Annotated in this window: 22 protein-coding genes; 10 read left to right on the top strand and 12 right to left on the bottom strand. The window is 72.3% G+C overall.

What is annotated here, in order from left to right; translation table 11 throughout:
* Positions 1 to 4: 4 nt before the first annotated feature.
* From RM446_RS02295 to RM446_RS02275, 5 genes are all read left to right on the top strand, one after another.
* Positions 5 to 967: an LLM class flavin-dependent oxidoreductase gene (locus tag RM446_RS02295; protein WP_311543373.1), complete on the top strand. Its 963-nt coding sequence runs from the start codon at positions 5 to 7 to the stop codon at positions 965 to 967.
* A gap of 5 nt (positions 968 to 972) precedes the next feature.
* Positions 973 to 2451 carry a flavoprotein gene (locus RM446_RS02290; RefSeq protein WP_311543604.1) on the top strand — a complete coding sequence of 493 codons (1479 nt, stop codon included), beginning with the start codon at positions 973 to 975 and terminating at the stop codon, positions 2449 to 2451.
* A 17-nt stretch (positions 2452 to 2468) separates the two neighbouring features.
* Positions 2469 to 4982, top strand: coding sequence for an insulinase family protein (locus RM446_RS02285; protein WP_311543372.1), 2514 nt, complete (start codon positions 2469 to 2471; stop codon positions 4980 to 4982).
* A gap of 190 nt (positions 4983 to 5172) precedes the next feature.
* Positions 5173 to 5973 (top strand): class I SAM-dependent methyltransferase, encoded by an 801-nt coding sequence (locus RM446_RS02280; protein ID WP_311543371.1) that lies wholly within the window; start codon positions 5173 to 5175, stop codon positions 5971 to 5973.
* Between the two features lie 146 nt (positions 5974 to 6119).
* Positions 6120 to 6632, top strand: a complete 513-nt coding sequence (locus tag RM446_RS02275; RefSeq protein WP_311543370.1) for an LURP-one-related/scramblase family protein — start codon at positions 6120 to 6122, stop codon at positions 6630 to 6632.
* A gap of 136 nt (positions 6633 to 6768) precedes the next feature.
* Here RM446_RS02275 and RM446_RS02270 read toward each other — a convergent pair whose 3' ends face one another.
* Entirely contained in the window at positions 6769 to 7032 is a 264-nt protein-coding gene (locus RM446_RS02270; protein WP_311543603.1) for a helix-turn-helix domain-containing protein, read from the bottom strand.
* 690 nt (positions 7033 to 7722) lie between these two features.
* Between RM446_RS02270 and RM446_RS02265 the strand changes: the two genes are divergently transcribed.
* A complete protein-coding gene (locus tag RM446_RS02265; RefSeq protein WP_311543369.1) occupies positions 7723 to 8031 on the top strand; it encodes a TraR/DksA family transcriptional regulator in 309 nt (102 codons plus the stop codon).
* A gap of 81 nt (positions 8032 to 8112) precedes the next feature.
* Here RM446_RS02265 and RM446_RS02260 read toward each other — a convergent pair whose 3' ends face one another.
* The gene (locus RM446_RS02260; protein ID WP_311543368.1) at positions 8113 to 9501 is read right to left on the bottom strand and encodes an MFS transporter; all 1389 of its coding nucleotides are present in this window, start codon (positions 9499 to 9501) and stop codon (positions 8113 to 8115) included.
* A 322-nt stretch (positions 9502 to 9823) separates the two neighbouring features.
* Between RM446_RS02260 and RM446_RS02255 the strand changes: the two genes are divergently transcribed.
* The gene (locus RM446_RS02255; RefSeq protein WP_311543367.1) at positions 9824 to 11251 is read left to right on the top strand and encodes an MFS transporter; all 1428 of its coding nucleotides are present in this window, start codon (positions 9824 to 9826) and stop codon (positions 11249 to 11251) included.
* A gap of 100 nt (positions 11252 to 11351) precedes the next feature.
* Here the strand turns inward: RM446_RS02255 and RM446_RS02250 are convergent, their stop codons facing one another.
* Positions 11352 to 12209, bottom strand: a complete 858-nt coding sequence (locus RM446_RS02250) for a helix-turn-helix transcriptional regulator (RefSeq protein WP_311543366.1) — start codon at positions 12207 to 12209, stop codon at positions 11352 to 11354.
* Positions 12210 to 12511: 302 nt separating this feature from the next.
* Between RM446_RS02250 and RM446_RS02245 the strand changes: the two genes are divergently transcribed.
* The 3 genes from RM446_RS02245 (at position 12512) to RM446_RS02235 (ending at position 15782) form a co-directional block, all read left to right on the top strand.
* A complete protein-coding gene (locus RM446_RS02245; protein ID WP_311543365.1) occupies positions 12512 to 13291 on the top strand; it encodes an SDR family NAD(P)-dependent oxidoreductase in 780 nt (259 codons plus the stop codon).
* A gap of 382 nt (positions 13292 to 13673) precedes the next feature.
* On the top strand, positions 13674 to 14708 hold the full coding sequence (locus RM446_RS02240; RefSeq protein ID WP_311543364.1) for a zinc-binding dehydrogenase: 1035 nt from the start codon (positions 13674 to 13676) through the stop codon (positions 14706 to 14708).
* Between the two features lie 96 nt (positions 14709 to 14804).
* Positions 14805 to 15782: an aldo/keto reductase gene (locus RM446_RS02235; protein WP_311543363.1), complete on the top strand. Its 978-nt coding sequence runs from the start codon at positions 14805 to 14807 to the stop codon at positions 15780 to 15782.
* 196 nt (positions 15783 to 15978) lie between these two features.
* Here RM446_RS02235 and RM446_RS02230 read toward each other — a convergent pair whose 3' ends face one another.
* From RM446_RS02230 to RM446_RS02190, 9 genes are all read right to left on the bottom strand, one after another.
* Positions 15979 to 16869: a helix-turn-helix transcriptional regulator gene (locus RM446_RS02230; RefSeq protein ID WP_311543362.1), complete on the bottom strand. Its 891-nt coding sequence runs from the start codon at positions 16867 to 16869 to the stop codon at positions 15979 to 15981.
* A 144-nt stretch (positions 16870 to 17013) separates the two neighbouring features.
* Positions 17014 to 17556, bottom strand: coding sequence for a flavodoxin (locus tag RM446_RS02225; protein ID WP_311543361.1), 543 nt, complete (start codon positions 17554 to 17556; stop codon positions 17014 to 17016).
* Positions 17557 to 18165: 609 nt separating this feature from the next.
* The gene (locus tag RM446_RS02220; RefSeq protein WP_311543360.1) at positions 18166 to 18852 is read right to left on the bottom strand and encodes a class F sortase; all 687 of its coding nucleotides are present in this window, start codon (positions 18850 to 18852) and stop codon (positions 18166 to 18168) included.
* 34 nt (positions 18853 to 18886) lie between these two features.
* Positions 18887 to 19642 (bottom strand): CHRD domain-containing protein, encoded by a 756-nt coding sequence (locus tag RM446_RS02215; RefSeq protein ID WP_311543359.1) that lies wholly within the window; start codon positions 19640 to 19642, stop codon positions 18887 to 18889.
* A gap of 134 nt (positions 19643 to 19776) precedes the next feature.
* A complete protein-coding gene (locus RM446_RS02210) occupies positions 19777 to 20514 on the bottom strand; it encodes a DUF1295 domain-containing protein (protein ID WP_311543602.1) in 738 nt (245 codons plus the stop codon).
* Between the two features lie 75 nt (positions 20515 to 20589).
* The gene (locus RM446_RS02205) at positions 20590 to 21981 is read right to left on the bottom strand and encodes a class I SAM-dependent methyltransferase (protein WP_398694287.1); all 1392 of its coding nucleotides are present in this window, start codon (positions 21979 to 21981) and stop codon (positions 20590 to 20592) included.
* Positions 21978 to 23279, bottom strand: a complete 1302-nt coding sequence (locus RM446_RS02200) for a cyclopropane-fatty-acyl-phospholipid synthase family protein (RefSeq protein ID WP_311543358.1) — start codon at positions 23277 to 23279, stop codon at positions 21978 to 21980. The genes RM446_RS02205 and RM446_RS02200 overlap by 4 nt, the downstream gene beginning before the upstream one ends.
* Entirely contained in the window at positions 23276 to 24142 is an 867-nt protein-coding gene (locus RM446_RS02195) for a DUF1365 domain-containing protein (RefSeq protein WP_311543357.1), read from the bottom strand. The genes RM446_RS02200 and RM446_RS02195 overlap by 4 nt, the downstream gene beginning before the upstream one ends.
* The gene (locus RM446_RS02190) at positions 24139 to 25443 is read right to left on the bottom strand and encodes an NAD(P)/FAD-dependent oxidoreductase (protein ID WP_398694285.1); all 1305 of its coding nucleotides are present in this window, start codon (positions 25441 to 25443) and stop codon (positions 24139 to 24141) included. Before RM446_RS02190 ends, RM446_RS02195 begins: the two co-directional genes overlap by 4 nt.
* Positions 25444 to 25754 lie beyond the last annotated feature (311 nt).

The raw sequence follows: 25754 nt of genomic DNA, 5'->3' as shown, positions 1-25754 counted from the left end.
CCTGATGGGCACGGTCTCCATCCTGATGCCGCTGGTCCCGATGCGTTCGGAGCAGATGCTGCCCTACGCCGCACTCGTTCAGTGGACGTCCGCGGCCCGCTTGTGGCAGGGGCACTCACCGCTGATCGACCCCCTCGACTCGTTCACTCAGACCGCAGGCGCCGGCTTCCGGGTGCCTGCGGGCATCGGTGTCGCCCTCATGCCCTACCGGCACCCCATGCAGGCGGCCCTGCAGTTCCGCTCGCTGGCGCTGGCCACGGGTCACCCGGTCGTCGCGGGGTTCTCGCCCGGGGATCCCCGCATACAGGAGGCGTTGCTCGGGCGGCCGTACGACAGTCCGCTGCGGGCCACTCGCGAGTACGTCTCCACCGTCCGCCGACTCCTGGCCGGTGAACACGTGCGCTTGGGCGGGGACTACGTTCGATGCGACATGTCGCTCTACCCCTTGCCCCACCCCGGCGTGGAGGTGGGTGTCGGCATGCTGCGCCCGAGGATGGCCCGCGTCGCGGGAGAGGTCGCGGACACGGCGATCACCTGGCTTGCGCCCGCCTCCTACCTCAGGGAGGAACTCATCCCCCGGATGCGGGAGGGAGCGGCCGAGGCGGGACGGCCGGCGCCGCGTGTCGCCGCAATCGTCCCCATGTGCGTGGACGCACCGGACCGGGACCCCCTGCAGGTACTGACGGCGGGAAGCAGCTCCCATCTGAGCAGCGCCCACTACCAGGACATGCTGCGCCGCGCCGGGGTCGCCGTCGATCCCGAGGACCTCTCCAAGACGGCCGAACAGGTCATCGAGGCGGGTGCCTTCCTCACCGGCGACCCCACCGGGCTGGCCGGGCGGATCTCCGATTTCCACGATGCGGGTGCCGACGAGGTCGTCATCAACCTCACCGGAACACACCAGCTCTCAGGCACCGCGGCGACGCTGGCGGAGATCGAGACCGTACTCAAGGAGACGGAACCGTGAACGGAATGCTCAACGCAAACGATCTGGCGCCCCCCGACGTGGGTGTGCGCCGGCTGCTGTTCGTCGTCACCGGTGCCGCCCCGGCAAGCTCCGTCCCGGGATGGCTCTCCTGGTTGAACGCCTCCGTCCCGGACCTGGAGACCACGGTGGTCGCGACGCGGAGTGCGTCGCGGTTCGTCACCCCCACAGCGCTCAGCGCGGCCGGAGTCAGGAAGATCATCGTCGACGAATGGCCCGACGACCCCGGCGGCGAAGGAGCCCTCCACGTCCGGCTGCAGGAGTGGGCCGAGGCGGCCGTGGTCTTCCCCGCCACATTGCACTACATGGGAAGGCTCGCGCTCGGGCTGGCCGACAGTCCGTCGCTGCTGGCCCTGCAATCCACGTCCGTTCCGATCGCGGTCGTGCCGTCGGTTCCGCCGGGAGCGAGTGAGGCCGAGCCCTTCCAACAGCACTGGGCCCGCCTGGTGGAACGCCGCAACATCGTGCTCGTTCCTCCCCTGGAGGGGACCAGCCTCACCACCGGCAAGCAAGGGGTCGGCGGTTCCGGGCCCCTGCACGACGCTCTGTGGCGCCTCCAGGAACGCCGCACACGGCTCCTGGAAGGGGCGGACCCCGCCCCGGGAAGGGGGACCAGCAGCGCGCTGCAGCGCTGCCGCGTCGACCGCACCGATGACTCGGACTACACCTGGACGGTCGAGCCGGGGTGGTTGCGTCCGAACGGCTTCGGCCGCATCCCCCCGGAGGTCGCCCGCCACGCCGAGCAGTCCACCGGAACCGTCCGCCTCCTGTCGGGCGGCGACGCGCCCGACCGCCGGGTCTACCGAACCCGCGGTGTCGACTCTGCGGCGGCGTTGCTGCTCTCGAAGGACCGGGATCCGGTTGACGGCGGCCCCCTGCCCGACCTGCTGCGGGGCATGGGGGAGGCTCTGCGCGCACTCCACGAGTGCGCTCCCGCTCCCGCGCACCACCCCCTCCCCCCGGCCATGGACCGGCTGAACCGCTGGCTGGAGGACCGTCCCGTCAGCTCCCAGTCCGCTTCGGTGGGGCGGCTGCTCCGCAGCACGGTCGGAGAGGGCCACTGGCGCACCCTGCGGCGTTGGGCACGGGAACTCTCCGAGCGGCAGGACACAGTGATCGTGCACGGATTCCCCAGCCTGGGTGCGCTGGTCCCCGACGCCGAGCTGACCCGCGCCGACCTGCTGACAGGCCAGGATACGGCGGTCTGCGCCCGTGAGTACGACCTCGGATTCGTCCTGGGCGAACTCATGGAGCTGCGCTGGCAGCGCGGGAGCGGTCCCGCCGCTTGGCAGGAACTGGCCGACGCGCTCGGCAAGGGGTACGGGGCCGCGCTGGACGATTCCTGCCACAGGGCCGCCACCCTGCGGATCGCACTGCACCTGCACGACTATGCCGCCTCGTTTCGATGGAACGCGGCCGAGATGCGGACCTACGGCTCCCTCCTGGGCCGCCTGCTCTCCATGTGACCCGTGAAAGGCGATCCATGCCCCCCGAACACATCCACCGGTACGCACTCTCCAACGGGCTGCGGGTCGTGCTCGCTCCGGACTCGCGGACTCCCCGGGTGGGCGTGGCCGTCCACTACGGAGTCGGGTTCCGGTCCGAGGAACCGGGCCATGCCGGATTCGCCCACCTGCTCGAGCATCTGATGTTCCGGGGGAGCCGGAACCTGCCGGACGGCCGCTTCCACGACCACATCGTCCAGAGCTTCGGCGAATCGGGCGGAACCACGCGCCAGGACTACACCGAGTACTTCCAGAAGGTGCCCGTAGGAGCGCTCGAGGCCGCCCTGTTCGCCGAGGCGGACCGCATGCGCGCCCCCCTCTTCACCACGGAGTCTCTTCGCGACCAACTGCGGGGCATCCAGCAGGAGATCGAGGACGCGATCCACGGTGACCTGCTTGGCGACCTCGCCTGGCCGTCCCTCCCCGCCGCCGCCTATCGGACGTGGTCCAACGCCCACAACGGCTACGGCCGCCCGGAGGACCTGGCCGGTGTCACCCCGGACCAGTGCGCCGCCTTCTTCCACCGCCACTACACTCCCGGCAACGCCGTCCTCACTGTGACCGGGGACTTCGCCCGGGACCGGGTCGTCGATCTCGTCGATCGCCATTTCGGCGACATCGGGGCCCATGACCCGTCTCCCCTCGGACTACCGGCCACCGAACCGGCCTGGACCGCGGACCAGTGGCACACCGGGACCCAGCCGGGACTCCCCGGGGCCGCGGTGGCCTTCGCCCACCGGCTCTCCTCCCCCCGGGAGGATCTCGACGGATACCTCTCCCACATGCTCGTGGCCGAACTCCTCACGGAGGATCCCGTCGAGCTCCCAGGGGCGTCTCCCGCCCGGGTGGACAGCTCCTGCGGGTTCTTCGAGCCCCTCGACACCCTCGGCCCGGACACCCTGGTGACCACCGCGCGCCTTCCCGCCGCCGAACACGCTGCCCCTCTCCTCGCGGGACTGCGGGACCGCGCGACCGGTATCGCGAACACCCGCGGAACCGGCAAGGAGGCGGCGGCCAGGATCATCCAACGACATCATCGGGAACACGCCGATCCGATGCGGCTGGCGCGATCGCTGGGGCGCACCGAACTCCTGCTCGGTGACGCCGAGCTGCTCCACCGGATCCCCGAACGGCTCGACGCTGCCATCGAACTCCTGCCCGTGACGGCCCGTCGAATCGGCAGCGCGCACGCCGCCGCCCTGGTCCTCGTCCCCGGGGCGCGCAGGGAAAGGCCGACCCACCGCTCGGAGCCGGAGGCTCCGACGGCCCGCCGGTCGGCTGCCCCGGCCGGCGCGGGCTCCAGCCGAGCGCTCGCACCGCCGGCCCTCATACCGCAGACCTCGGATGTGGCGGCCGACGTGTTCGACACCGCGGTCGACACGAGACTGCGACTCGTGGGAGCCCGTGACGCCCGCGTCCCTCTCGTCGAACTCAGGCTGCGCATCCCCCTGGGAGAACGGGTGTGGGCCCGGCCCGGTCGGGAGGGACGGCTCGTCCACGCCCTGCAGATCCGACTCTCCGAACTCGGAGGGCCGGCCCCCGGTACCTCGCTCGAACTGGACACCGACGGCCAGTGGCTGAGAGCGGTGGGAGCCGCAAACCCAGACCGCGTTCAGGCCTGGCTCACGCGCCTCGGGGCGGTTCTCGCCGGTCCTTCCGGAACATGGAACCGCCTCCCTCCGGCGCGGCCGCCTCAGTCACCCTACGTCTTCGCGGACGTCGCGATCCGGGCACTGGCCCTGGCCGGCGTCGAGACCACGGACGAGGAGCCGGTGGCGGCCCCCGCTCCGGACGGCGCGCTCCTTGTGGCGGTCGGACCGGTGGATCCGGAGAAGCTGCGTGTCATGGTCTTGGAGTCCTTCTCCGCATGGTGGGCCCGCGCCCCGGACAAAGCCGTCGAACACGCACCGCGGGAGCCGAACGGCGAACCGCTGTTCCTTCCCGGACGGGGCCGCAGCGCCCATCTGACCCTATGGACGCCTCAACCCGCGGGGATCCCCTCCGCCGCCTCCCTTCATCTGGCCATCGCCGCACTCGGGGGGCATCCCGCGTCCCGACTGATCACGGCCGCCCTGCGGCAGGACGGCAAGGGAGCCATCGTCTATGCGGGATACGACTGGATGGGAGACCGGGAACGCGTATTCATCCGATCCTCACAACCACGCGAGGGCCTGGAGGCGTCGCTGAGTACGTTCCGTCGCGAACTGCGGCGCCTGGCGGACGATCCTCCGTGCAGCGACGAACTGGCCGGGGTCGTCGACTACTGCACCGCTCAGATTCCGGTCGCCTTCGACTCTCCGAACGCCCTCGCCGACATGCTTGCCGCCGTGGTCGGCGGCCGGTTCGGCGCGCGCTGGCCCACCGAAGCGGTCGCCGAACTCCGCAGCACCAGCGCCGATCAGGTCCGTGAGGCCGCCGGGCTCTTGGGACGTGCCGACTTCCAAGCGGTTGCGGTCGTCCCGCAGGCCCCGGCGGGAACCTCTGGTGAATGACCGAGCCAGAAAAGCGCCGGCTGCCAAGAGTGGAGCGACGGCAGGCGGCTACGGCGGTGGCCGCCGGCGCGACTGGACCCGCCCGACCGAGCACTCCCGCTCTTCGGTCTCAGCCGCGAACCGATTCTATAACGTGAACGAGCGCCGCCCGACGAGATGAGGAAACGAACTTATGCCGGACTTTTTTGGTATGACTGAAGTGATCCATGGCCTGGATATTCCCGGAACCCAGGTCACGACAATGTACGACGGATTCCACGGTACGATCTACGGCAGCTTTGTCGACCAGAGGGCCGTCGACATCAATGTGGTGCAGAAATGGGCCGGCGATCGGCCGGCGCGAATACTGGATCTGTGCTGCGGTGTCGGCCGCTTCGCTCGGACCCTGGCGGCCGACGGCCACTCCGTCACCGCTGTCGACCTCTCCGAGGACATGATCGGTCGTGCCCGCGGGCTCTGGCACGACAAGGCCGGCCAGGCTCCGGGGCGAGTCGAGTTCATGACCGGCGACGCCACCTCCCTGGACCTCGGGGAGCAATTCGACGTGATCGTCGTGGGCGGCCTATCGCTGAGTACGTTGGACGACGATGGAAGGATTTCCACTCTCAAGGTGATTCGCCGCCACCTGGCGCATGGCGGAACCCTGCTGTGCGACTACATGCCCAGGCCCGATTGGACCGGAACCAAGGAGAATCACCTCTCATTCTCGTTCCCCAGTGACAACGGAAAGGCGTTCACGGTGATGTCCGTGCGCCAGGCCCCTTCCGAAGGCCGCCAGATCAGCAACATGTACTCCGAGATCATCGGAGAAAACGGTTCCACTCAGCGCATCCTCTCTGCGGAGACCGTCGGATATCTGGACCCGCCGACCGTCGTGGAGGAACTCCAGAGCGCGGGCCTTCGAGTCGAGGAGGAAGTGGAGATCAAACTACCGACAGGCTCGGACGACTCTTTCTTCTGTTTCGTCATGGTGCGTTGCACGGCCGTCTGATCGGCCACGCCCATCCAGCCGGCGCGAAGGACCGGTGCGCGTGGCGGTGGACGCAACCGCCGAGAGGACGGCAGGCATAGGCTTACCCCCGCGAGTAAGGGCGCCCGGTGCCGACGAGCGCTCCCCTGCTGACGGAGGGATTCCCGGTGAAGTTCACTGTCCGTGACCGAGTCTTCGACATCGGAGACGACTACTGGGTGGAAGACGAGGACGGAGAACGCGCCTTCCTGGTCGACGGAAAGGCGCTGCGGCTGCGCGAGACCTTCGAACTCAAGGATCCGGACGGAAACGAGCTCGCCGTCATCCGCAAGAAGCTGTTCAGCATCCGCGACACCATGCGGGTAGAGCGCGGCGGCGAAACGGTGGCCACCGTCCGCAAGCGGATGTTCAACCCCATCAAGGACAAGCTCGTCGTGGAGCTGGCCGACGGCCCCGAGTGGGAGATCACCGGCGACTTCTTGGACAAGGAGTACGCCATCAGCGACGACAGCGGCCCCATCGCCCACATCTCGCGGAAGTGGTTCCGAATCCGCGACGCCTACGCAGTGGACGTCAACACCTACCGCGACGACCCTGGAGGCGATCCCGCCCTCGTGATCAGCGTCGCCGTGTGCGTGGACGCCCTCACCGACGAAAGCGAGGAGAGCGAGGAGGAGTAGGACCGCGTCGCATCCGGGCATGCCGGGTGCCTGAGGCGGGCGGGGCCGGGCCGCGCGGTGCGCTGGATCCACCGGCCCTGCACTCGGGTGCCGGGCGCGTGCGTACCGATCCAGCGGCGGCGGGGGCCGGCGAGCTTCACTCCGGCGGGTCGGCGCCCGGCATCTCCTCGTTGATCCGTCGCGCCTCCTCCAGCTGGTCCTGCAGGATCACGATCTTGCAGGCCGCTTCGATCGGCGTGCCCTCATCGACCAGCTCGCGCGCCCGGGCCGCGATACGCAACTGGTAGCGGGAGAAGCGCCGGTGCCCGCCCGCCGAGCGCAGCGGTTCGATCAGCCCGGCCTCGCCCAGAGCGCGCAGGAACGCCGGCGTCGTGCCGACCAGTTCCGCGGCCCGGCCCATGGTGTAGGCGGGAAAGTCGTCGTCATCAAGTCGGTCATCGGCGTCGGATTCGGTCACTGCACCTCGTCAACGTCTCCGTGAGCACATCGAGGGCCCCGGCGCCATTGCGGCGCCGGGGCCCGAGAGTTCAACACCATCTACCTACCGGCACCAGCAGGGCCGGTCTGCCGATTCCCGTAGAACCTACTGCGACGGGAATGCGGGGATCGCGGTTGTCTGACCGTGGACCACCTTCTTCCGAACCAGGGTCCTGCGGTACCCGCGCGGCGACGTTCCTCGCGCGGGCGATCCTGATGGGGTCTACTCCTCTCGTCCTCACAACCTGCAACTGCTTCTGCTTTTCCATACTGGACCGCCGATCGCAGCGGTCCGTCGTACCACCGGCTCCCGGTGCCCTGACACCTGCACCGGTCGAGCCCTCCTGCTCCGCCGATACTCACCGGCGGCCATCCGCAGCCCGCTCTCTCGGCTACGACAGGAAAGTTAGCAGCAACCCCGACGCATGTCTACTCCGGCCACAACAGACTTTCGCATGCTGCCCGGGAAGACCGCTCGCGAAATAGCCGCCGCCCGGATGGCGTTGTGGCCTGCACCATGAATGACGCAGCCGATCTCCCTGAGCAGCCTTCCGGAACGGACCACCGCGCGGCAGCGGAGCGGATCCGCCAGGCCAGAGCCGAAGCGGAGGGATTGGCCGAATCCCTGATGCGCCAGTGGGACGGCGTCGTCGAGGCGGCCGCATCGACGGCGAACGACGACGAGCACGATCCCGAAGGACCCACGATCGCCTACGAACGCGAACAGCTCCAGGCCATGCGCGAACACGTGCGCGCCGAGCTCACCGATCTCGACCGGGCCGCCCAGCGGCTGCGCGAGGGGGTGTACTGGACGTGCGAGGGCTGCGGAGGTCCGATCGCCGCGGCGCGCCTCGGCGCGCGCCCCACGGCCCGAACGTGCATCGGCTGCGCGGGCAAGGCGCAGACCCGCTACCGGAGCTGATCGCAGCATTCCCCGCGCCGCGGCGTCCTCGCGCCCCATGTTCGTCGTTCGGACGTCGAGCGCACAGGGGGTTCGCGGGAATCACCGCGCGTCTCTCCGGGCCGCGGGCTCGACGGGCGGGTGCACGGGGCGCCCCGCGGGCAGCAGCGCGGCCGCCACGGCGGCGGCCGCCACGAGGCCGGCCAGGAGCAGGAACGCACCCCGGTCGGTACCGCTCGCCGCCGCGGCGGCGGAGGCGGCGGCCAGCCCCAGAGCACCGCCGAACTGCTTGCCGGTGTTCATCAGCCCAGAGGCCGCGCCGGCCTCATCCGCCGGCACCCCGGTGGTGACGGCCGTGGCCAGCGGTGTGTTCAGCAGTCCGCCCCCGATACCGATCACCAGGCTGGGGCCCAGCAGCGCCGAGACGAACTGCCCGGCACCGCCCAGGCCGAGCCACACCAGGCCGAACGAGGCGAGCACGGCGCCGAGGCCGACAAGCGCCCGGGGACGCAGGCGTTCCATCAACCGCGGCGTGATCCAGGTGTTGACCGCGAGCATGGCCGCCGTCAAGGGCAGGAAGGCGAACCCCGCCTGCAGCGCCGAGAAGCCCAGCTGACCCTGCATCCGGAAGGTCAGGAAGTACCACAGCGCGACCTGGAAGCACGTGCCGGCAAGCACGGTGGCGATGTTGCCGCAGACTACGGCGCGGTTGCGCAGCAGACCGGGCGGGACCAGCGGATGGTCGGTGCGGCGCTGGTGTGCGAGAAACAAGGCGAACAGTACAGCGCCCGCCGCGGCCGCGGCGCCCGAGGCGGCTGTTGCACCCTCGCCGACCGCGGAGAGTGCGTAGGCGGCGCAGGTCAGCCCGGCGGTGGCCAGGAGAGCACCGGCCGGGTCGATCCGGGCCCGCTTGCCGCCGGCCGGGGTGCGCCGGCGTAGCAGGACTGCGCCGACCAGGACGGCGCCGCCGATCGGCAGGTTGATCAGCAGCACGGCGCGCCAGGAGACGAGGTCGGTCAGCGCACCGCTGAGGATGTTGCCGATACCGCCTCCGGCCAGGCTGACCGCCGTCCAGGCGGCCACGGCCCGGATGCGCTCCCGCCCTTCGGCGAAGGCCGTGGTCAGCAGGGCGAACGTCGCGGGCGAGACGACCGCGGCGCACAGGCCCTGCACGGCTCGCGCGCCGACCAGCACCGCGCCGTCGGGTGCGAGGCCGCCCAGCGTCCCGGCGAGCGTGAACAGGGCCAGCCCCCACGGCAGCACCACCCCCGTACCGAAGACGTCGGCGAGCCGCGCGCCGGCCAGCAGTGCGCCGGCGAAGCCGAGGGTGTAGGCCAGCGCCACCCACGCCGACAGCGCCGGGCCGATTGCGAGATCGGCCCTGATCGACGGCAGCGCGACGTTGACGACGGAGACGTCGAGGACGACGAGCAGTTGCGCGGTGCAGGACACCCACAGTGGGAGGGAACGGCATGGTGCGGCTGACGACACCCGACCTCCTTTGATACAGTCGTATCACGGTGATACAAGCGTATCACCGGTGAGAACCCCCGGATGCCGAGCAGCCCGCGAAGAGATCCTGGACGCGGTCGAACGAATCCTCGCCAGTGCGGGCGCGCACGCGGTCACCTGCGGGGGAGGTGCCGTCCGTGCCGGGCGGCCGCCTTCCCGAAGGCGCGAGCGCCGCCGCGCCGCCGCGTGGCTCGTCCCCGCGATGTGGTGAAGGCAACGGACATGGCCCCCGTCTGAACACTGACGGAAGAGTAGGGTTCTGGGTGTCGTCCGCCTTCCGCGCTGCAGCGGGTCCTGTCGATTGGATCACTCCGGAACCCGCGCCGGAGGCGTCGGCCGACCACCCCGGATCGCAACCGCCCGGCCCCGGCGGTGCCGCCTTCCCACGTCGACCGAGGAGTCCTTCCTGCCTGCGCTCCGCAAGCCCGCGTCCACCACTCCCGCAGACGCGCCCCGCGCCGCCTCGCCCCCGCACCCCGTCCTGCTCGTCGCCCTGTCCGGCACGGTGCTCGCCCTCAGCGGCCCCGGGCAGACCGCCGGAATCTCCGTCTTCGTCGACCACATCATCGCCGACATCGGCATCAGCCGTTCGGCGGTCTCCACCGCTTACATGGTCGGCACCCTGTCAGGAGCCGTCGCGCTGCCCTGGATCGGCCGCGCCGTCGACCGCTTCGGCGTCCGCCCGGTCCTGGCCTGTGTCGCGCTGGCCTTCGGCGCCTTCCTGCTCCTGCTCGCCGCAGCCGGTGAGCTCGCCTCCCTGACCGCCGCGTTCGTCGGCGCCCGCGCAATGGGCCAGGGCGGCATGACCATGATCGCCACCACGGCCGTGGGCATCGCCGTCACCCGCAACCGCGGCACCGCCCTGGGCATCACCGGCGCCGTCGGAGCGGCCGGAATCTCGCTCTTCCCCCTTCTGGCCGAGCGGCTGATCGCCCTACTGGGCTGGCGCCACGCCCTGCTGGCCGAGGCGCTGCTGGTGTGGGCCGTCGTCCTGCCGATCGCCTGGTGGGGCATGCGCGGGGTGCGCAACGCCTCCGCCGCCCGGGCGGAGTCCGGCGCCCGCGCCGATGCCGCAGCCGCCTGGCCCCTCCGCGCGGTGGTGCGCACGTCGATGTTCTGGACGATCTCCGGCGCTGTGGCCTGCAGCGGCCTGGTCACCACCGCGGTGTTCTTCCACCAGGTCGCCCTGCTGGGCGAACAGGGGCTCACTCCCACGCAGGCGGCGGCCAACTTCCTGCCCCAGACCGTGGCCGGGCTCCTGGCCTCCATGGCCTTCAGCTCGGCCACCGACCGCTTCTCCCCCAAGCTGCTCATCGCGGCGTCGATGGCGGTGCACGCCCTCACCCTGGCCCTGCTCCCCTTCGTCGCACCCGGGGTCAGCGCCATGGCCTACGGCGCGACGCTGGGCGCGGCGGCGGCCGGTGCGCGGGCAGTGGAGGCCGCGGCGTTCCCCTACTACTACGGCACCGCGACACTGGGCACGCTACGCGGGCTCACCCAGTCGATCGCCGTGGCCTCCACCGCCGTGGGCCCGCTGCTGCTCTCCCTGGGACACGACGCCACCGGCTCCTACCAGCCCGTCGTGCTCGCAATGGCGGCCCTGCCCGCGGCCATCGACCTGGCCGCCCCCTTCGCCCGGCGGCCCCGCACGGCCGACGCAGCGGCGCCGGCGCAGGGTCCGGGTGAACAGGAGGCGGCCGAACCTGCGGAAGCGGCCCTGCGCGAGTAGTCCCGCAGCGACCGGTCTCGGGCCGCGGCGCCGACGCTCGGCGTTCAGCGCAGGGGCAGAGCCCGTCGGCGGTCGCCCGGCGGAGCGGCGGCCATCCGCGTCAGGAGCCGGGCTGCCGCCCAGTGGGCCCTTCGACGAGTGCCTGCGTCCCGATGACGTCCAGGAGTGCCAGGCGGTCGGCGTCCTCGGTCCCGGGTCGGGCCGTGTAGACCATGATGCGCAGGTCGCTGCCCGCGACGCTGAGGACGTCGCAGTCCAGGGTCAGGGCGCCGATGCGGGGGTGGTCGACGGTCTTGCGGGCGGCTTGGTGCCGGCCGACGGCGCCTGATTCCCACAGCGTGTCGAAGTGGGTGCTGCGGCGGCGCAGCTCGGCGATGAGGGCGTGCAGATTCGGGTCGCCGGGGTAGCGGCCGGCGGTGCGGCGAAGGTCGGCGACTTGCGCTGCCTGAAGCTCCGCTTGGGACCCGGGGGTGGGGCGCACGCGGCTGCGGGAACTGAGGAAGTTGCGCCAGACCGCGTTGAGGTCGCTGCCGTGCCATTCCCCCATGAGCGCCGTGTAGAGGGGGTTGGCGAGCAGTTGGGTCCAGGCGGCGTCGAAGACGGCGACAGGCGTTGCGGTCAGCCGGTCCAGCATGCGGTGCACGCTGGGGGTGATGTGCTGCGGAACCAGACCGTCGCCCGGCGGGGCGAGTCCGGCCAGCTGGAAGAGGTGGGCGCGTTCCTCCTGGGCGAGTCGCAGCGAGCGGGCAAGGGCTCCGACGACCTGGGGTGAAGGATGGGTGGCACGTCCCTGTTCGAGCCGGATGATGTAGTCGGCGGAGACGCCGGCCAACTGGGACAGTTCCTCGCGGCGCAGTCCGGCGGCGCGCCGCCGGCCTCCTGCGGGAAGACCGACGGCCTGGGGCGAGACGTTGTCGCGCCAGCGGCGCAAGGCCGCGCCGAGTGCTGTGGTCGCCATGCCGTCGATTATGACGAGCACAGAGCCGCCTGTCCTGGTACGCCCGTTCCCAGGAAAACGAGACGACTATCTGACCATGCGTCTCAGGCCGATCGTGGAGGCATGGCACACGCACGAGCATCCCCGGGGTTCGTTCCGGGGTTCACCAGACCGGGTGGTCAGGTCCCTACTCGTGGCCGCCGCGACCGCCGACCGTGAAGCGGCAATCCCCTGCACGCCCGGGTTCGACGCTCCGCCTCCCTCCCCGCCCGCGGCGCGGTCTCCGACTGCTCACCGACCGACGTCAGTAAGGAACTGCACCCATGAGCAAACTCGCCCTCGTAACCGGCGCCACGTCCGGCATCGGCGAGGCGTTCGCCGAACGCCTCGCCGCGGACGGCTACGACCTGATCATCGTCGGCCGCCGCACCGACCGGCTCGACGGTTTCGTCGCCGACCACCCCGGCGTCGCGGTGCGTACCGTCGCCGCCGACCTGTCCACCGCCGCCGGCATCGACTCCGTCGCCGAAATCTGCGCCGCCCAGCCACTGACCATGCTCGTCAACAACGCCGGCGTCGCCCACTACATGCCGATGGCCGACCTTTCCGCCGACCGAGCCCGCGAACTCGTCAACGTCAAGGTCCTCGCCCCCACCATGCTCACCCGCGCCGCCGTCGCCGGCATGCAGGAGCGCGGCGAAGGACAGATCGTCAACGTCGCCGGAATGATCGCCTTCAGCGGCCCCGCCGACGGTTCCGTCATGCCCCGGCGCGCCGTTTACGGCGGCGCACTGGCGAACCTCGTGGCCATGTCCCAGATCCTCAGCGCCGAACTGGAAGGAACCGGCGTCCAGGTGGAAGTCCTCTGCCCCGGCGTCGTCGCCACCGAGTTCCACGAGCGCCAGGGCCTCGACCTGAGCGCCGTACCCCGCATGACCGCCGCCGACGTCGTCACAGCCGGACTGCGCGGCCTCGAACTCGGCGAAGTCGTCTGCGCCCCCGGGGTGGAAGACGCCGGCCTCCTCGACGCCGTCTTCAGGGCCGACCTCGCCGCCTTCGGCGGACAGAGCCCCGAACTCGCCACCCGCTACCGGGCCGGCTGAACCAGTCGGCCTGCGGGTCGTCCAGCGCACTGCGCACGTGCTCATTCGCCGCCCGGGGCCGGTTCTCACACACCCCGCCCCTCCGCGCACCGCGATCGACACCCCGGGGGCACATGGGCGCCTGGACCGGTCAAGCGCGCCGCGCACGCTGTGGGGGTGTCTGCCGGTACCCCGATCGACAGGCCCTCCCCGTCCGCCCGCGGCTCTGGTTTCGTGGGAGGCACCGCATGCAACCAGAGCCGACGCGGCCTGCGGCGCGCCGCACGGCGGCAGGCACCCTGGACGGGTTGCCGTATGGAGCCGGCGGCAGGCCCGTTCGCGTGCCTGCGCCCGGCGGGCTCTGGTTGCAGCCGCAATCGACTGCAACCGACGAGGTGCTTCCATGCGCGCAACACTGATCTACGGGGCCGGCGACATCCGCGTCGAGCAGGTGCCCGACCCCAAGCTGCACGAGCCCACCGACGCCGTCGTGCGGGTGCTGCGCTACTGCATCTGCGGCAGCGACCTGTGGCCCTACGGCTCCCACCCCGCCTCCGAGCACGGCGACCGCATCGGCCACGAGTTCCTCGGCGTCGTCGAGGAGACCGGCTCCGAGGTCGCCGGGCTCACGGCCGGCGACGTGGTGGTGGCCCCGTTCGTGTGGGCCGACAACACCTGCGACTTCTGCGCCGAGGGCCTGCAGACCTCGTGCCGCCACGGCGGCATGTGGGGCGCCGACGGGGTGGACGGCGGGCAGGGCGAGGCGGTGCGGGTGCCCCAGGCCGGGGGCACACTGGTGAAGCTGCCGGTCGCGGTGGACTCGGCGCTGCTGCCCTCGCTGCTGACGCTCTCCGACGTCTTTCCCACCGGCCACCACTGCGCTCTTACCGCCGGGGTCGGCCCGCGCACCTCGGTGACGGTGATCGGCGACGGCGCGGTCGGCCTCTCGGCGGTACTGGCCGCCAAGCGGCTCGGCGCGGAGCGCATCATCCTGATGGGCCGTCACACCGACCGCACCGAACTGGGCCGCGACTTCGGCGCCACCGACGTCGTCGCCGAGCGCGGGCAGGAGGGCGTCGAGCGCGTCCGCGAACTGACCGGCGGCGACGGCACGCACACCGTGCTGGAGTGCGTCGGGCTCGCTCCGGCCGTGGAGACCGCGCTGGGCGTGGTGCGCGACGGCGGCGTGGTCAGCCGTGTGGGAGCGCCGCAGTACCAGCAGCTGCCCATGGACTTCGGCACGTTCTTCCGCAATATCACCCTGACCGGCGGTGTCGCTCCCGCCCGGGCCTACATCGACGAGCTCCTGCCCGACGTGCTGGAGGGCCGGATCGAACCGGGCCGGGTCTTCGACCGCACCCTCAGCCTGGACCAGGTTGCCCGGGGATACCAGGCCATGGCCGACCGCGACGCGCTCAAGGTCCTGGTCACGCCCTGACCTCCCGACCTCTGCGGGCGGGCCGCACCGCGTCAGGCAACGCCCGCCGGCCCACCCGTTCGCGGCATCGAGGACATAACCGAAAGGACGGCGACTGTGCAGCACATCGCACTCGGCACCCTGGACGTCTCGCGCATCGGCCTCGGGGCGATGGGCATGTCCCACGGCTACACCGGCGCGGGCAGCGACGACGCGGAGGCGATCCGCACCCTCCACCGGGCGCTGGACCTGGGCGTCACCCTGATCGACACCGCCGAGATCTACGGTCCCTTCACCAACGAAGAGCTCGTCGGGCGTGCGCTCAAGGGCCGCCGCGACGAGGCTGTACTGGCCTCGAAGTTCGGCCTGGTCTCCCACGCCGGCGGCGGAGAGTGGAACCTCGACAGCAGCCCCGCCAACGTCCGCGCCGCTGTCGAGGGTTCGCTGCAGCGCCTGGGCACCGACCACATCGACCTGTACTACCAGCACCGCGTCGACCCCGAGACACCCATCGAGGAGACCGTCGGCGCTCTGGGCGAACTGGTCGCCGAGGGTAAGATCGGCCACATCGGGCTGTCCGAGGCCAAAGTGGCGACCATCCGCCGCGCCCATGCCGAGCACCCCGTCACGGCACTGCAGTCGGAGTACTCGCTGTGGACGCGCGACCCCGAGGCCCAGGTGCTGCCGCTGCTGCGCGAACTCGGCATCGGCTTCGTGCCCTACTCGCCGCTGGGCCACGGCTTCCTGACCGGCAAGGTCCGCTCTGAGGCGGATTTCGGCGCCGACGACTTCCGCGCCACCAATCCGCGCTTCACCGGCGGGAACCTCGAACGCAACCTGCACCTGGCCGACGAGGTCCAGGCGATCGCCGCCGAGGTCGGCGCCACACCGGCACAGGTCGCCCTCGCCTGGCTGCTGGCCAAGGGCGACGACATCGCCCCCATTCCCGGCACCAAGCGCGTGGCACGTGTAGAGGAGAACACCGCCGCCGCCCGGGTCCGCCTCAGCGAGGAACAGGTCGCCAGGCTCGACGCCCTGCCTCCCGCCGCCGGCGGGCACCACAACGAGGAGCAGATGCGCATGATCGGCCGGTGACGCCGGCGGGTGCGCAGTTTGGGCCCGCGGTTCCGGGACGCGCGGCCCGGCATGCGGTGCCGGACCCGCGCGGCCCGCTCTGCTGGAACCGCGGCGGCGCCGCGGTGTGAGCTGCGCCTTCCAGGCCGTGCGAGGCCGCTCGCCCTCGGGGCCGCAGCGCGGACGGGCGCCTATCCGGGAACCGGACGCTGGGCCCTCAGTCCCGGTCGCCCGTCGGCGACTCCTCGGACAGCTCCTGGGTCGCCGCCCAGCTGGCCAGCATCGTCAACCCGTCGGCGGTAGGCGTGCCGCGAGCCGCGGTGTAGACGTTCAGAGACAGCCCGGGCTCGGAGGGCAGCTCCATCGACTCGAAGTCGAGGTCGAGCCGGCCCACCACCGGGTGGTGCAACCGCTTGCGGCCGCTGCGGTGGAACTGCACGTGGTGGGTGGCCCACCGCTGGCGGAACACCTCGCTGCGCGTCGACAGCTCCCCCACCAGCGCGACCAGCTCGGCGTCGTTGGGGTTGCGGCCGGCTTCCAGCCGCAGCATCGCCGCGGCGTCGTTGGCGATGCGCTCCCAGTCCACGAAGAAGTCCTGCGCCGCCGGGTCCAGGTAGACGAAGCGCGTCGTGTTCGCGGGCCGCCGCGGATCCGCGAGGACCGGGGAGTACAGGGCGCGGGCGAGGCGGTTCACCGCGAGGATGTCGTGGCGGCCGTTGCGGACCCAGGCCGGGGCGTCGGAGACGGCGTCGAGCACCTGCTGGACGGCGGGGCGCACGCTCGTGGGCGGCGCGCGTCGCAGCCGCCGGCGCTGCGGACCCGCGGCCCGGGCCAGGGCGTGCAGGTGGTCGCGCTCGGCCTCGTCCAGCTGCAGCGCACGCCCCAGCGCGTCCAGCACCTCCTCGGAGGCGCCGGACAAGTTGCCGCGCTCCATGCGGACGTAGTAGTCGATGGATACCCCGGCCAGCATCGCGACCTCCTCGCGGCGCAGCCCCTTCACCCTCCTGTTGCCGCCGTAGGCGGGTAGCCCGGCCTGGTCGGGGGTGATGCGCGCCCGCCGCGAAGAGAGGAACTCGCGCACCTCGGCGCGGTGATCGACCTGCTTCATACCTCCACACTAGGTCGCCCGCCTTCCGCATGGGAGGGAACGACGGTACCCCCTGACCTTCGGGGCCGGACGCCGAACCGGTCGGGGAGGCGGTATCCGCGCCGCGCCCGCGACCACCGCTGGGCCTCGGTACGGCGGATGCGGTCACGACTGGAGGAGACCGATGCCGGTCAGCCAGTGCTCGATATCCGGCTCCGCTTCTGCGACTTCCTCCCCGCGCAGGGCGAGTCCCTCGCCGATGACCGCACGGCCCACGTAGAGGTCCGCGTAGTCGTCGAAGACCTGGCCCACGCCGATCCCGTATGTCGCGAACGGATACATCGTCTTGCCGGCCATGTCGAAGCCGTCGAGGAACGTGTGCATGATCATCGGGGCGCGGTTGTTCCAGACCGGGCACCCCAGCAGGACCGTGTCGAAGCGGTCCGGATCCGGCAGGCTCCCCGTAATCAGCGGGCGGGCGTCACGGGCCTGCTCTCGCTGGTTCCGCGCGAGCGTGGTGTCGAAGTCGTGGGGATAGGGCTCGTCCTCCTCGATGCGGAACACCTCCACACCGGCCAAGTCGGCGATGGTGTCGGCTGCCGCCTTCGTGTTGCCGACCGCGAGGTCCCTTCGGCGCCCGTACCAGTAGTTCTCCCCGGCACGGGAGAAGTAGGCGAGCAAGGTGGCTGAGGTTCCGGCCGGTTTCATGGACGGTCCCCTCCCGGGTGTGGTGCGCAGGGTTCCCGGCGCCGGGGAAGCTGCGGCCGGGCGCGCCCGGTGCACTCCGGTCCGCCAGGGGTCCGGGCCATGTCTCGTCCTCCCTGTGGTGTCTGTTCACGACGGCAGGGCACTGCGGCGGGACGTCGTCGCGCATGGTCGCCCGGTCACCGCTGCGGCCGGGCGGGGCCGGAGAACCGGTCGAACCACCGCCGTCCAACCCCAAGATTGGCCCATCTCCCCTGGTCCAGAGGGTCCGCCTCGCCGACGCGGGCTGAGAGATCTCCGAACCGGGTGGCGCCCCGCCCGCGCACCGCCGCCGCCTGCTCCCCGCCGGACCCGTTCTGGAGCCGTCGCGCGACCGGGCGGACCCGACGGCCGCCACGGCCCAAAGGCGCGGCGCGGCCCGGTCCGCGCCGGCGCCGGCGCCGGCGCGCGGACGGCATGTCGATGCGGCGCGCACGGCCGCACAGACTTTCCGCCACCGAGCTGCCGCGGTGAAGCCGGGCCGGTGTACGCCGATGTCCCCGCCGAGCATCCCCCTGCGACCGGGGCTGTGCGGCACGGCCGCGGGGGTCGGGCCGCACAGCCCCGGTCGCGTCACGCCACGCCGCTCATCCGGGCGTAGACCACGGTGTTGTCGCGGTAGTGCCCGCTGTCGCCGTCGAAGGTGCCGCCGCAGGTCACCAGGCGCAGCTCGGCGCGGTTCTCGGTGGGGGCGTAGACCTTGCGCGTGGGAAACGCGCTCTTGGCGTACTGCTCTACCGCATAGACGGTGAACACGGCGGTCGTGCCGTCCTGGCGGCGCACCCGCACCTCGTCGCCGCTGTCCAAGTCGGCGAGGCGGTAGAACAGCGCGGGCCCGGAGTCGGAGTCGACGTGCGCACCCATCAGCGCCGGGCCGAACTCGCCCGGTGTGGGGCCGCCGTCGTACCAGCCGACGGTGTGGTCGCCTTCAGGCACCTGGATCTTGCCGTTGTCCCGGGTGCCGAGGGCGACGGTCTCACTGGTGTCGACACCGATCGCGGGGATCTCCAAGCCGTCCGGGGCCGAGCGGGGCAGCGTCTCGGTGTCCCGCTGCCCGGCGGAGCCGGACTCGGCGCCGCCGGGCGCCGCGCTCGGCGCGGCCGCAGAAGCGGACGACGCCGGCGGCCCGCCATCGGGCGCCTGCCCGCATCCGGCGGCGAGCGCCGCGAGCAGGAGAAGCGCCCCCGCGGCCGCCGCGGCACTGGTGGTGCCGCGGCGGCCGCTCGTCCGAGGACGCGGGTGATATGCGTCTTCGGGCACAGGGACCGGTGCTCCCATTCGGTTCATGCGCCGGTCAGCTGTCGTGGCGCAGGCGCCTGGCGGCGACGGCCCCGCCCACGGCCGTGGCCGCGAGCACACCGCCGAGACCGATCAGGCCGGCGTTCATGTTCATGCCGCCACCGGCCGTGCCGCCCGCACCGGTGTCCATGCCGCCCTGGGGGCTCAGCTGCAGCTCGCCGCAGGCGGCCGGTGCGGTGGCCTCCAGCGGCAGCTCCTCGTCCAGCGGGCTCTTGGCGTCCCCGCTGTACTCGCCGTCGCCGTTGGCGTCGATCCCGTGCACCACGACCGAGGCGGATCCGTCGCTGATGTCCTGGATCACGTCGTCGGACAGATCGACGGTGCGCTCGTAGGTATAGCCGTCGCCGGCGGGCATGCGGTCCACGGCCACCGCGCTGTCGGCGCCGGTGTCCCCCTCGGTGGTCAGCGACACCTTGACTCCGCCGTAGGAGCCTTGGCCCTCGGGAGTGGAGACGATGCCGTCGTCGTTGTCGTCGGCGTCCATGGTCGGGCAGACCCCCTGACCGCCGATGTGGATGTGCTGGGCGTGCGGCGAGTCGGGGACCGCGCCGCTGACGTTGACGGTGATGTCGGCGGTGTTGCCTTCGACCTCCACCCAGGCCTGTCCACTGGTGCCGGAGTCGTTGAGCTGGGCGAGGTTGCTCTGGAATGTCCATGTCTCCGCGGCGCTCGCGGGCGCGGCGGCGAACAGGCACGTCGAGAGGCCGAGCGGTAGGGCGATGGCGAGCGGTGCAAGCTTCCTGGCGTTCACAGTCGGTTCCTTCCGTGCGGGTTGTCGCGTGTGGCCGCACGCGTTCCTGAGGCGCCTCTACGTGGTATTCGGGCCTACGAAAGGGACGGTTTGGTCTGAATGGGAGAATGCTTCGATTTGTCGTCTTCCGGGTGCTACGCAAGTGGGCGCCGCGGCGGGAGCGGGAGGAATCCGCTGGTGCGGCGGGCGTACTCGGACCAACCGGGCCGATCGCGCATGCGCGCCTCCAGCAGGCGCTTGCCCGAGCCCGCGGTCAACAGCAGGGTCATCACCGCCGGCGCGGGCAGGGTGAGCAGACCGGGCCAGGTGTCGGCGCCCGCGATGTAGAGGCCCCACCACACGCACGCGTCGCCGAAGTAGTTGGGGTGGCGGGTCCACGCCCACAGGCCCCGGTCCATGATCCGGCCGCGGTTGTCGGGATCGGCCTTGAACCGGGCGAGCTGGGCGTCGCCGACCGCTTCGAAGAGGAAGCCGGTCAGCCACACGCCCGCGCCGACCGCCAGGAGGGCGCTCGCCGGGCCGGGCGTGTAGGCGGCCGCCTGCACCGGCAGCGAGACCGCCCACACGAGGAGGCCCTGCGGGAGATAGACCGTCCGCAGCGCGTAGATGTCGCGGCGACCGGGGGCGCCGGAGAGCAGCTCCGTATAGCGGGGGTCCTCGCCCGCACCGCGGCGCCGGGCACCGATGTGCACGGCCAAGCGCAGACCCCATACGGCGGTGAGCCCCGCGACCACCCACGTCCGCAACGGGTCGCCGTGGCCGGTGGACAGCAGCGCCGACACGGCGGCCACGAGCGCGAACCCCGCGCCCCAGGCGACATCCACGAGGTCGTGGCGGTCCTGGCGCCGCGCGGCCAGGAAGGTCGCCGCCATCAGGACCGCCACGGCCGCCCCTGCGGCCGCGAGGTTGATCCCGAAGCCGGCGAGTGCGCTTTCGGCGACCACGGTTCAGCGCACCCGCTCCGCGCCGCCCGCCGCAGCGCCGTCCAGGGGTGCCTTGGCGCCGCCGCGGCCGGCGGGGTCGCGGCGCACGGCCAGGATCTGGTCCACGCCCATGCGCCCCTCCTCGAAGGCCAGCGCGCCGCCCGCCAGATAGAGCCGCCATACCCGGGCCGTTTCGGCGCCCATGAGGGCGGCGACCTCGTCCCAGCGCCGCTCCAGTTCCGCCGCCCACGCGCGGGCGGTGCGCACATAGTGCTCGCGCAGCGCGTGGACGTCGCGCACCTCCAGACCCGCCCGTTCCAGCCGCTCGACCGTCCGACCCACCGGGCGCATGTGCATGTCGGGGGCGATGTAGGTCTCGATGAACGGCCCGCCCCCGGGCCGGCGCCCGCGCCGCGACATCTGCTGCACCAGGAGGCGGCCGTGCGGCGCCAGCAGAGCGCGCAGGCGCCCGGCGAACGCGCGGTACTCGCGTCGCCCCACGTGCTCGCCCATCTCGATCACGGCGACCGCGTCGAATCCCTCGCCGTCGAAGTCGCGGTAGTGGTCCTCCCGCACCTCGACCAGCTCGTGCAGACCGCGCTCGGCGACGCGTGCGCGCACGTAGCCGGCCTGCTCGGCCGAGAGGGTCAGGGCGGTGACGCGGGCCCCGTGGTGCTCGGCGGCGTGCAGGGCCAGAGAGCCCCACCCGCACCCGAGGTCGAGCAGCCGCGCGCCCGGACGCAGCGCGAGCTTGCGGCAGACGAGATCGAGTTTGGCGTTCTGGGCCTGGTCGAGGGTGCGCACGCAGGCGTCGGACCAATAGGCGCACGAATACGCCATCGACGGGTCGAGCAGCATCCGGTACAGCTCGTTTCCGGCGTCGTAGTGGTGGGAGACCGCATCGGCGTCGCGCCGGCGGCTGTGCCGGCGCCCGCTCAGCCGGGCCTCGGCCGCGGGCGGCGGAGGCGGCGCGCCGACGGCGCCGAGCACCAGGGCCGTGTGCGCGGCGCGCGCCAGCGCGGCCGGCCGGGGCCGGAACGGGCCGCGGTCGCGGAGGTCGGCGAAGACACGGGCGAGGGCGTCGGTAAGGTCGCCTTCGACGTCGATCTCACCGCTGACGTAGGCGCGCGCCAGACCGAGCTCGTCCGGTCGCGCCAGCACGCGGCGCAGCGCGGCCCGGTCGCGCAGCACGACGGTGACCGCGTCTTCGGGGCCGGCCTCGCTGCCGTCCCAGGCGCGTACCCGCACCGGCGCACGGCCGCCGAAAAGGCCCGCCGCGGCGGGCACGAGCATGTGCGCGACGCCGCGGGGCAGCCGGTCGGTACCCGCGGAGGGCGGCTCGGGCGGCCCTGCGGCGGCCGGCGCCGCGGACGGAGGCCGGGAGCCGGTGGCAGGAGAGGCGGGGCGGGTGGTCATGGCCGGTCACGCTCCATCACGATCTGCTCGACGTCGATCATCCCCGCGCGAAACCCCGCCTCGCAGTAGGCCAGGTAGAACGACCACATCTTCCGGAACACGGCGTCGAACCCGAGCGCGGCGACCTCGCCTTCGGCAGCCTCGAACCTCTCCCGCCAGATCCGCAGCGTCTCGGCGTAGTCGCTGCCGAACGCGCGGCGGTCGGCGATGCGCAACCCGGTACGCCTGCGCACCTGCTCCTCGATCGCGGGCACGGAGGGGATCAGCCCGCCCGGGAAGATGTACTTGTGCATCCAGGTGTCGCTGCCGCGCGAGGCCCGCATCAGGGTGTGCTCCATGGTGATCGCCTGCAGGCCGACCCGTCCGCCGGGTGCGGTGTGCCGGTCCAGCTCGGTGAAGTACACCGGCCAGTACCGCTCCCCCACTGCCTCGATCATCTCCACGCTCAGCACGGCGTCGTATCGGCCCTCGACCTCCCGGTAGTCGCAGAGCCGGATGTCGGTGCGGTCGGCGACGCCCGCGCGCCGCGCGCGCTCCCGGGCGAGGTCGCGCTGCTCCGGGGAGAGGGTGACGGAGGTGACGCGGGCGCCGCGTCGGGCGGCGCGCAGGGCGAGCTCGCCCCACCCGGTGCCGATCTCCAGGACGCGGGTCTCCTCCCCCACGCGGGTGGCGTCGAGGAGCCGGTCGATCTTGCGCCGCTGCGCGGCGGCCAACTCGGCGGGGCCGCCGTCTGCGGCGCCCTCGAACAGCGCGGCCGAGTAGGTCATCGTCTCGTCCAGGAACAGCGCGAAGAGGTCGTTGGACAGGTCGTAGTGGTGGTGGATGTTGCGCCGCGCCCCGCTGCGGGTGTTGCGGTGGCGGTGCGAGCGGCGCGGCAGCGTCACATGGCGCAGGGGTTGCAGCGGCCGCGGGACGAGAGCGCCGTAGTGCTCGGCGAGGACGGTGAGCAGCCGCACCGGTTCAGGCGCGGACCAGTCGCCGGCCATGTAGGACTCGCCGAAGCCGATCAGTCCGGCGGTGGCCAGTCGGCGGTAGAAGTGGTCGGGCCGGTGCAGTTCGAGCAGCGGCGCGTCGGGGCCGCCGGCTGCGGGCACCGGGCCGCCGGGGGTGGCGACGCGGATCGGGCTGTGCGCGAAGGCGTACGCGGCCAGCGCCCGTGCGGCGCGCCCGCGCAGGGGCGCCCGCGGGACGCGGACGACGTCGGGCCAGCGCCGGGGATCGATTCCGGGTTCGGCGCGGGTGCGGACGCCGGACGGGTCGCCGGGCTGGGCTGCGCGCGGAGGGTGGGTGGTGCTCATCGCCGATCCACCGCCTGTTCTGCTGTCGTATCGGTCGGGTCGGGTGTCGGGTCGGGTGCGGGTTGCGCGGCGCGCGCCCCGGCGGCGTCGCGCCCGAACGGCGGGCGCGCGAGGCGTCGGGCCGAAAGGGCCGTGCCGGCCGCCGGTGCGGGCTCCGGCCGCGGAAGCAGCGGCAGGCCGCGCAGCAGCAGCTTGATTCCCTGCAGGCGGATGCGCAGCGCGCCCAGCAGCGGCGTCATCGGGTGCCGGAGGGCCAGCCCCAGCAGCGCGCGGGGGGTCGCCGGGCGGCGCACGCCGCTCAGCGACGCCGTGAACGGAGCGCGGTCGTCGCGGTGCAGGGCGATCGCCAGCCGCAGTGTGCGTCCCGGTTCGGGCAGGCTGAGCCGGTAGGCGCCGTCGACCGCGTTGAACGGCGAGACGTAGAGCTCCTTGGGCGCCCGGGCCCGCCCGCGATGGTCGGTGCGCAGCAGGTAGCGGTGCCGCTGCCGGTAGGTGTTGTGCACCTCGGCGACGACGCACTCCAATGCGCCTTCGGCCGTGTGGCACCAGTAGACGGTGATGGGGTTGAACACCTGGCCCAGGACGCGGCCGTGGGCGAGCATCAGGACGCGGCCCCCGTGCAGGTCGATGCCGTGTCCGTTGAGGTAGGCGTCGATGTTGGCGCGCAGCGTGGCGCCGGGGTCGCCGCAGTGGTCGCGGGCCCGGAAGCGGGCCAGCGGGCGCAGCGGAGCCGGCAGGTGCGGCAGCGCGTCGAGGTCGACCAGCCAGTAGTAGCCGCGGTAGGCGAAGGTGTTGCGTACCGGTTCGGTCCGGGTGTGGCGGACCGTGGCCTCGTAGAGGGCGGGCGCCGCAGCGGAACTCATCGCCGCGCCCCCAAGCGTTCGGCGGCGCGCACGCCCGATCGGCAGCCGTCCTCGTGGAATCCCCAGCCGTGGTAGGCGCCCGCGAAGGCGAGCGCGGCGTCGCCGAGGTCGGGCAGCCGCTGCTGGGCGGCGACGGAGGCGGGTGTGTACACGGGGTGGTCGTAGGTCGTGTCGGCCACCACGCGGTCGGGGTCGACCGTGTCGGTGGCGTTGAGGCTCACGAGGTAGTCGCGGCCGGGGTCGAGCCCTTGGAGGCGGTTCATGTGGTAAGTCACCCGCACGGGGGTGTCACCGGGGGTGCAGGAGTCGAGCCGGTGGTTCCAGCTCGCCCAGACGCCGCGGTGGCGCGGCAGCAGAGCGGTGTCGGTGTGCAGCAGCGTCCGGTTGCGGGAGTAGCCGAAGGCGCCCAGGACGGCGCGCTGCTCTGCGGTGGGCCCGTCCAGCAGCTCCAGCGCCCGGTCGGCGTGGGTGGCGACGACGCAGCCGTCGAAGCCGGCCGCGTCGCCGTCGTCGGTGCGGACCTCGACGCCGTCGGCGGTGCGCACGACGGCGCGCACCGGCGTGGCCGTGCGTACCGCCGACAGCCCTTTGGCGAGGCGCTCGACATAGGTCCGCGATCCGCCCACGACCGTCCGCCATTCGGGTGAGCCGCCCAGGGAGAGCATCCCGTGCTGGTCCAGGAATGTGAAGAGGTAGCGCGCCGGATAGTCCAGAGCCGTTCCCGGCGGGCAGGACCACACCGCGGAGACGAGCGGCACCAGGTAGTGCGCGATGAAGTAGTCGGAGTGGCCGCCCTCGCGGGCGAAGTCGCCGAGGGCGGGGCCTCCCGCCGCCAGGAGCGGGTCGTCGGCGGCGCGTTCGAGCAGGGCGCGGGCCGAGCGGTGGAACCGCGGTATCTCGGTGAGCATGCGCAGGTAGGGGCGGTGCGCCAGGATGTGCGGTCCGGGTGCGAGGCCGCGGATGCCGCGCGACCCGGCGTACTCCAGGCCGCACCCGCGGCACTGCACGGACAGGCTCATCTCGGTACGGCGGGTGGCGATGCCGAGCTCATCGAAGAGGCGGGTCAGCTCCGGGTAGGTCCGCCGGTTGTGCACGATGAACCCGCTGTCGACCGCGAGCGCGGAGCCGGCCGGACCGGGAACGTCGTGGGTGTGGGCGTGTCCGCCCAGGCGGCTCTCAGCCTCGAACAGGGTGACCTCGGCACCGCCGCGCTGCAGGACGTGCGCTGCGGTGAGGCCGCTGACCCCGCTGCCGACCACCGCGACCCGGCGCGCCCTCCCCGACGCAGACATGAGGCTCATCGGACTCCGATCCCCTTTCGGTGCGAGCGCATCAGTCGATGCGGATGTGCTCCAGGGGTTCGTGGCCGGAGCGGGGAGCGGATTGGTCGACTTTCTCCGACGTGTGCGCATTGCGCGCGCGGAGGTCGGCTCCGGCCGCCGGGGCCGGAGCCGTTCGGACAGGGCGAGGGCGAGGCGGGCGGACATGCGGCGACCGCGGCCCGGGGAGCCGGCCGGTCGGCCGCGCCCGGCCCTCCTCCACGCCGCCGGCCGACACGACGCCCGCCCCGGCGGTGCCGGCGGCGGGCGCGTGGTCGCTCCGGAGGCGGCGG

This window comes from Streptomonospora wellingtoniae (assembly GCF_031845375.1).
GTDB classification, from domain to species: domain Bacteria; phylum Actinomycetota; class Actinomycetes; order Streptosporangiales; family Streptosporangiaceae; genus Streptomonospora; species Streptomonospora wellingtoniae.
Note: the sequence above shows the minus strand (reverse complement) of the source record. Positions and strands in the feature narration are given on the sequence as shown.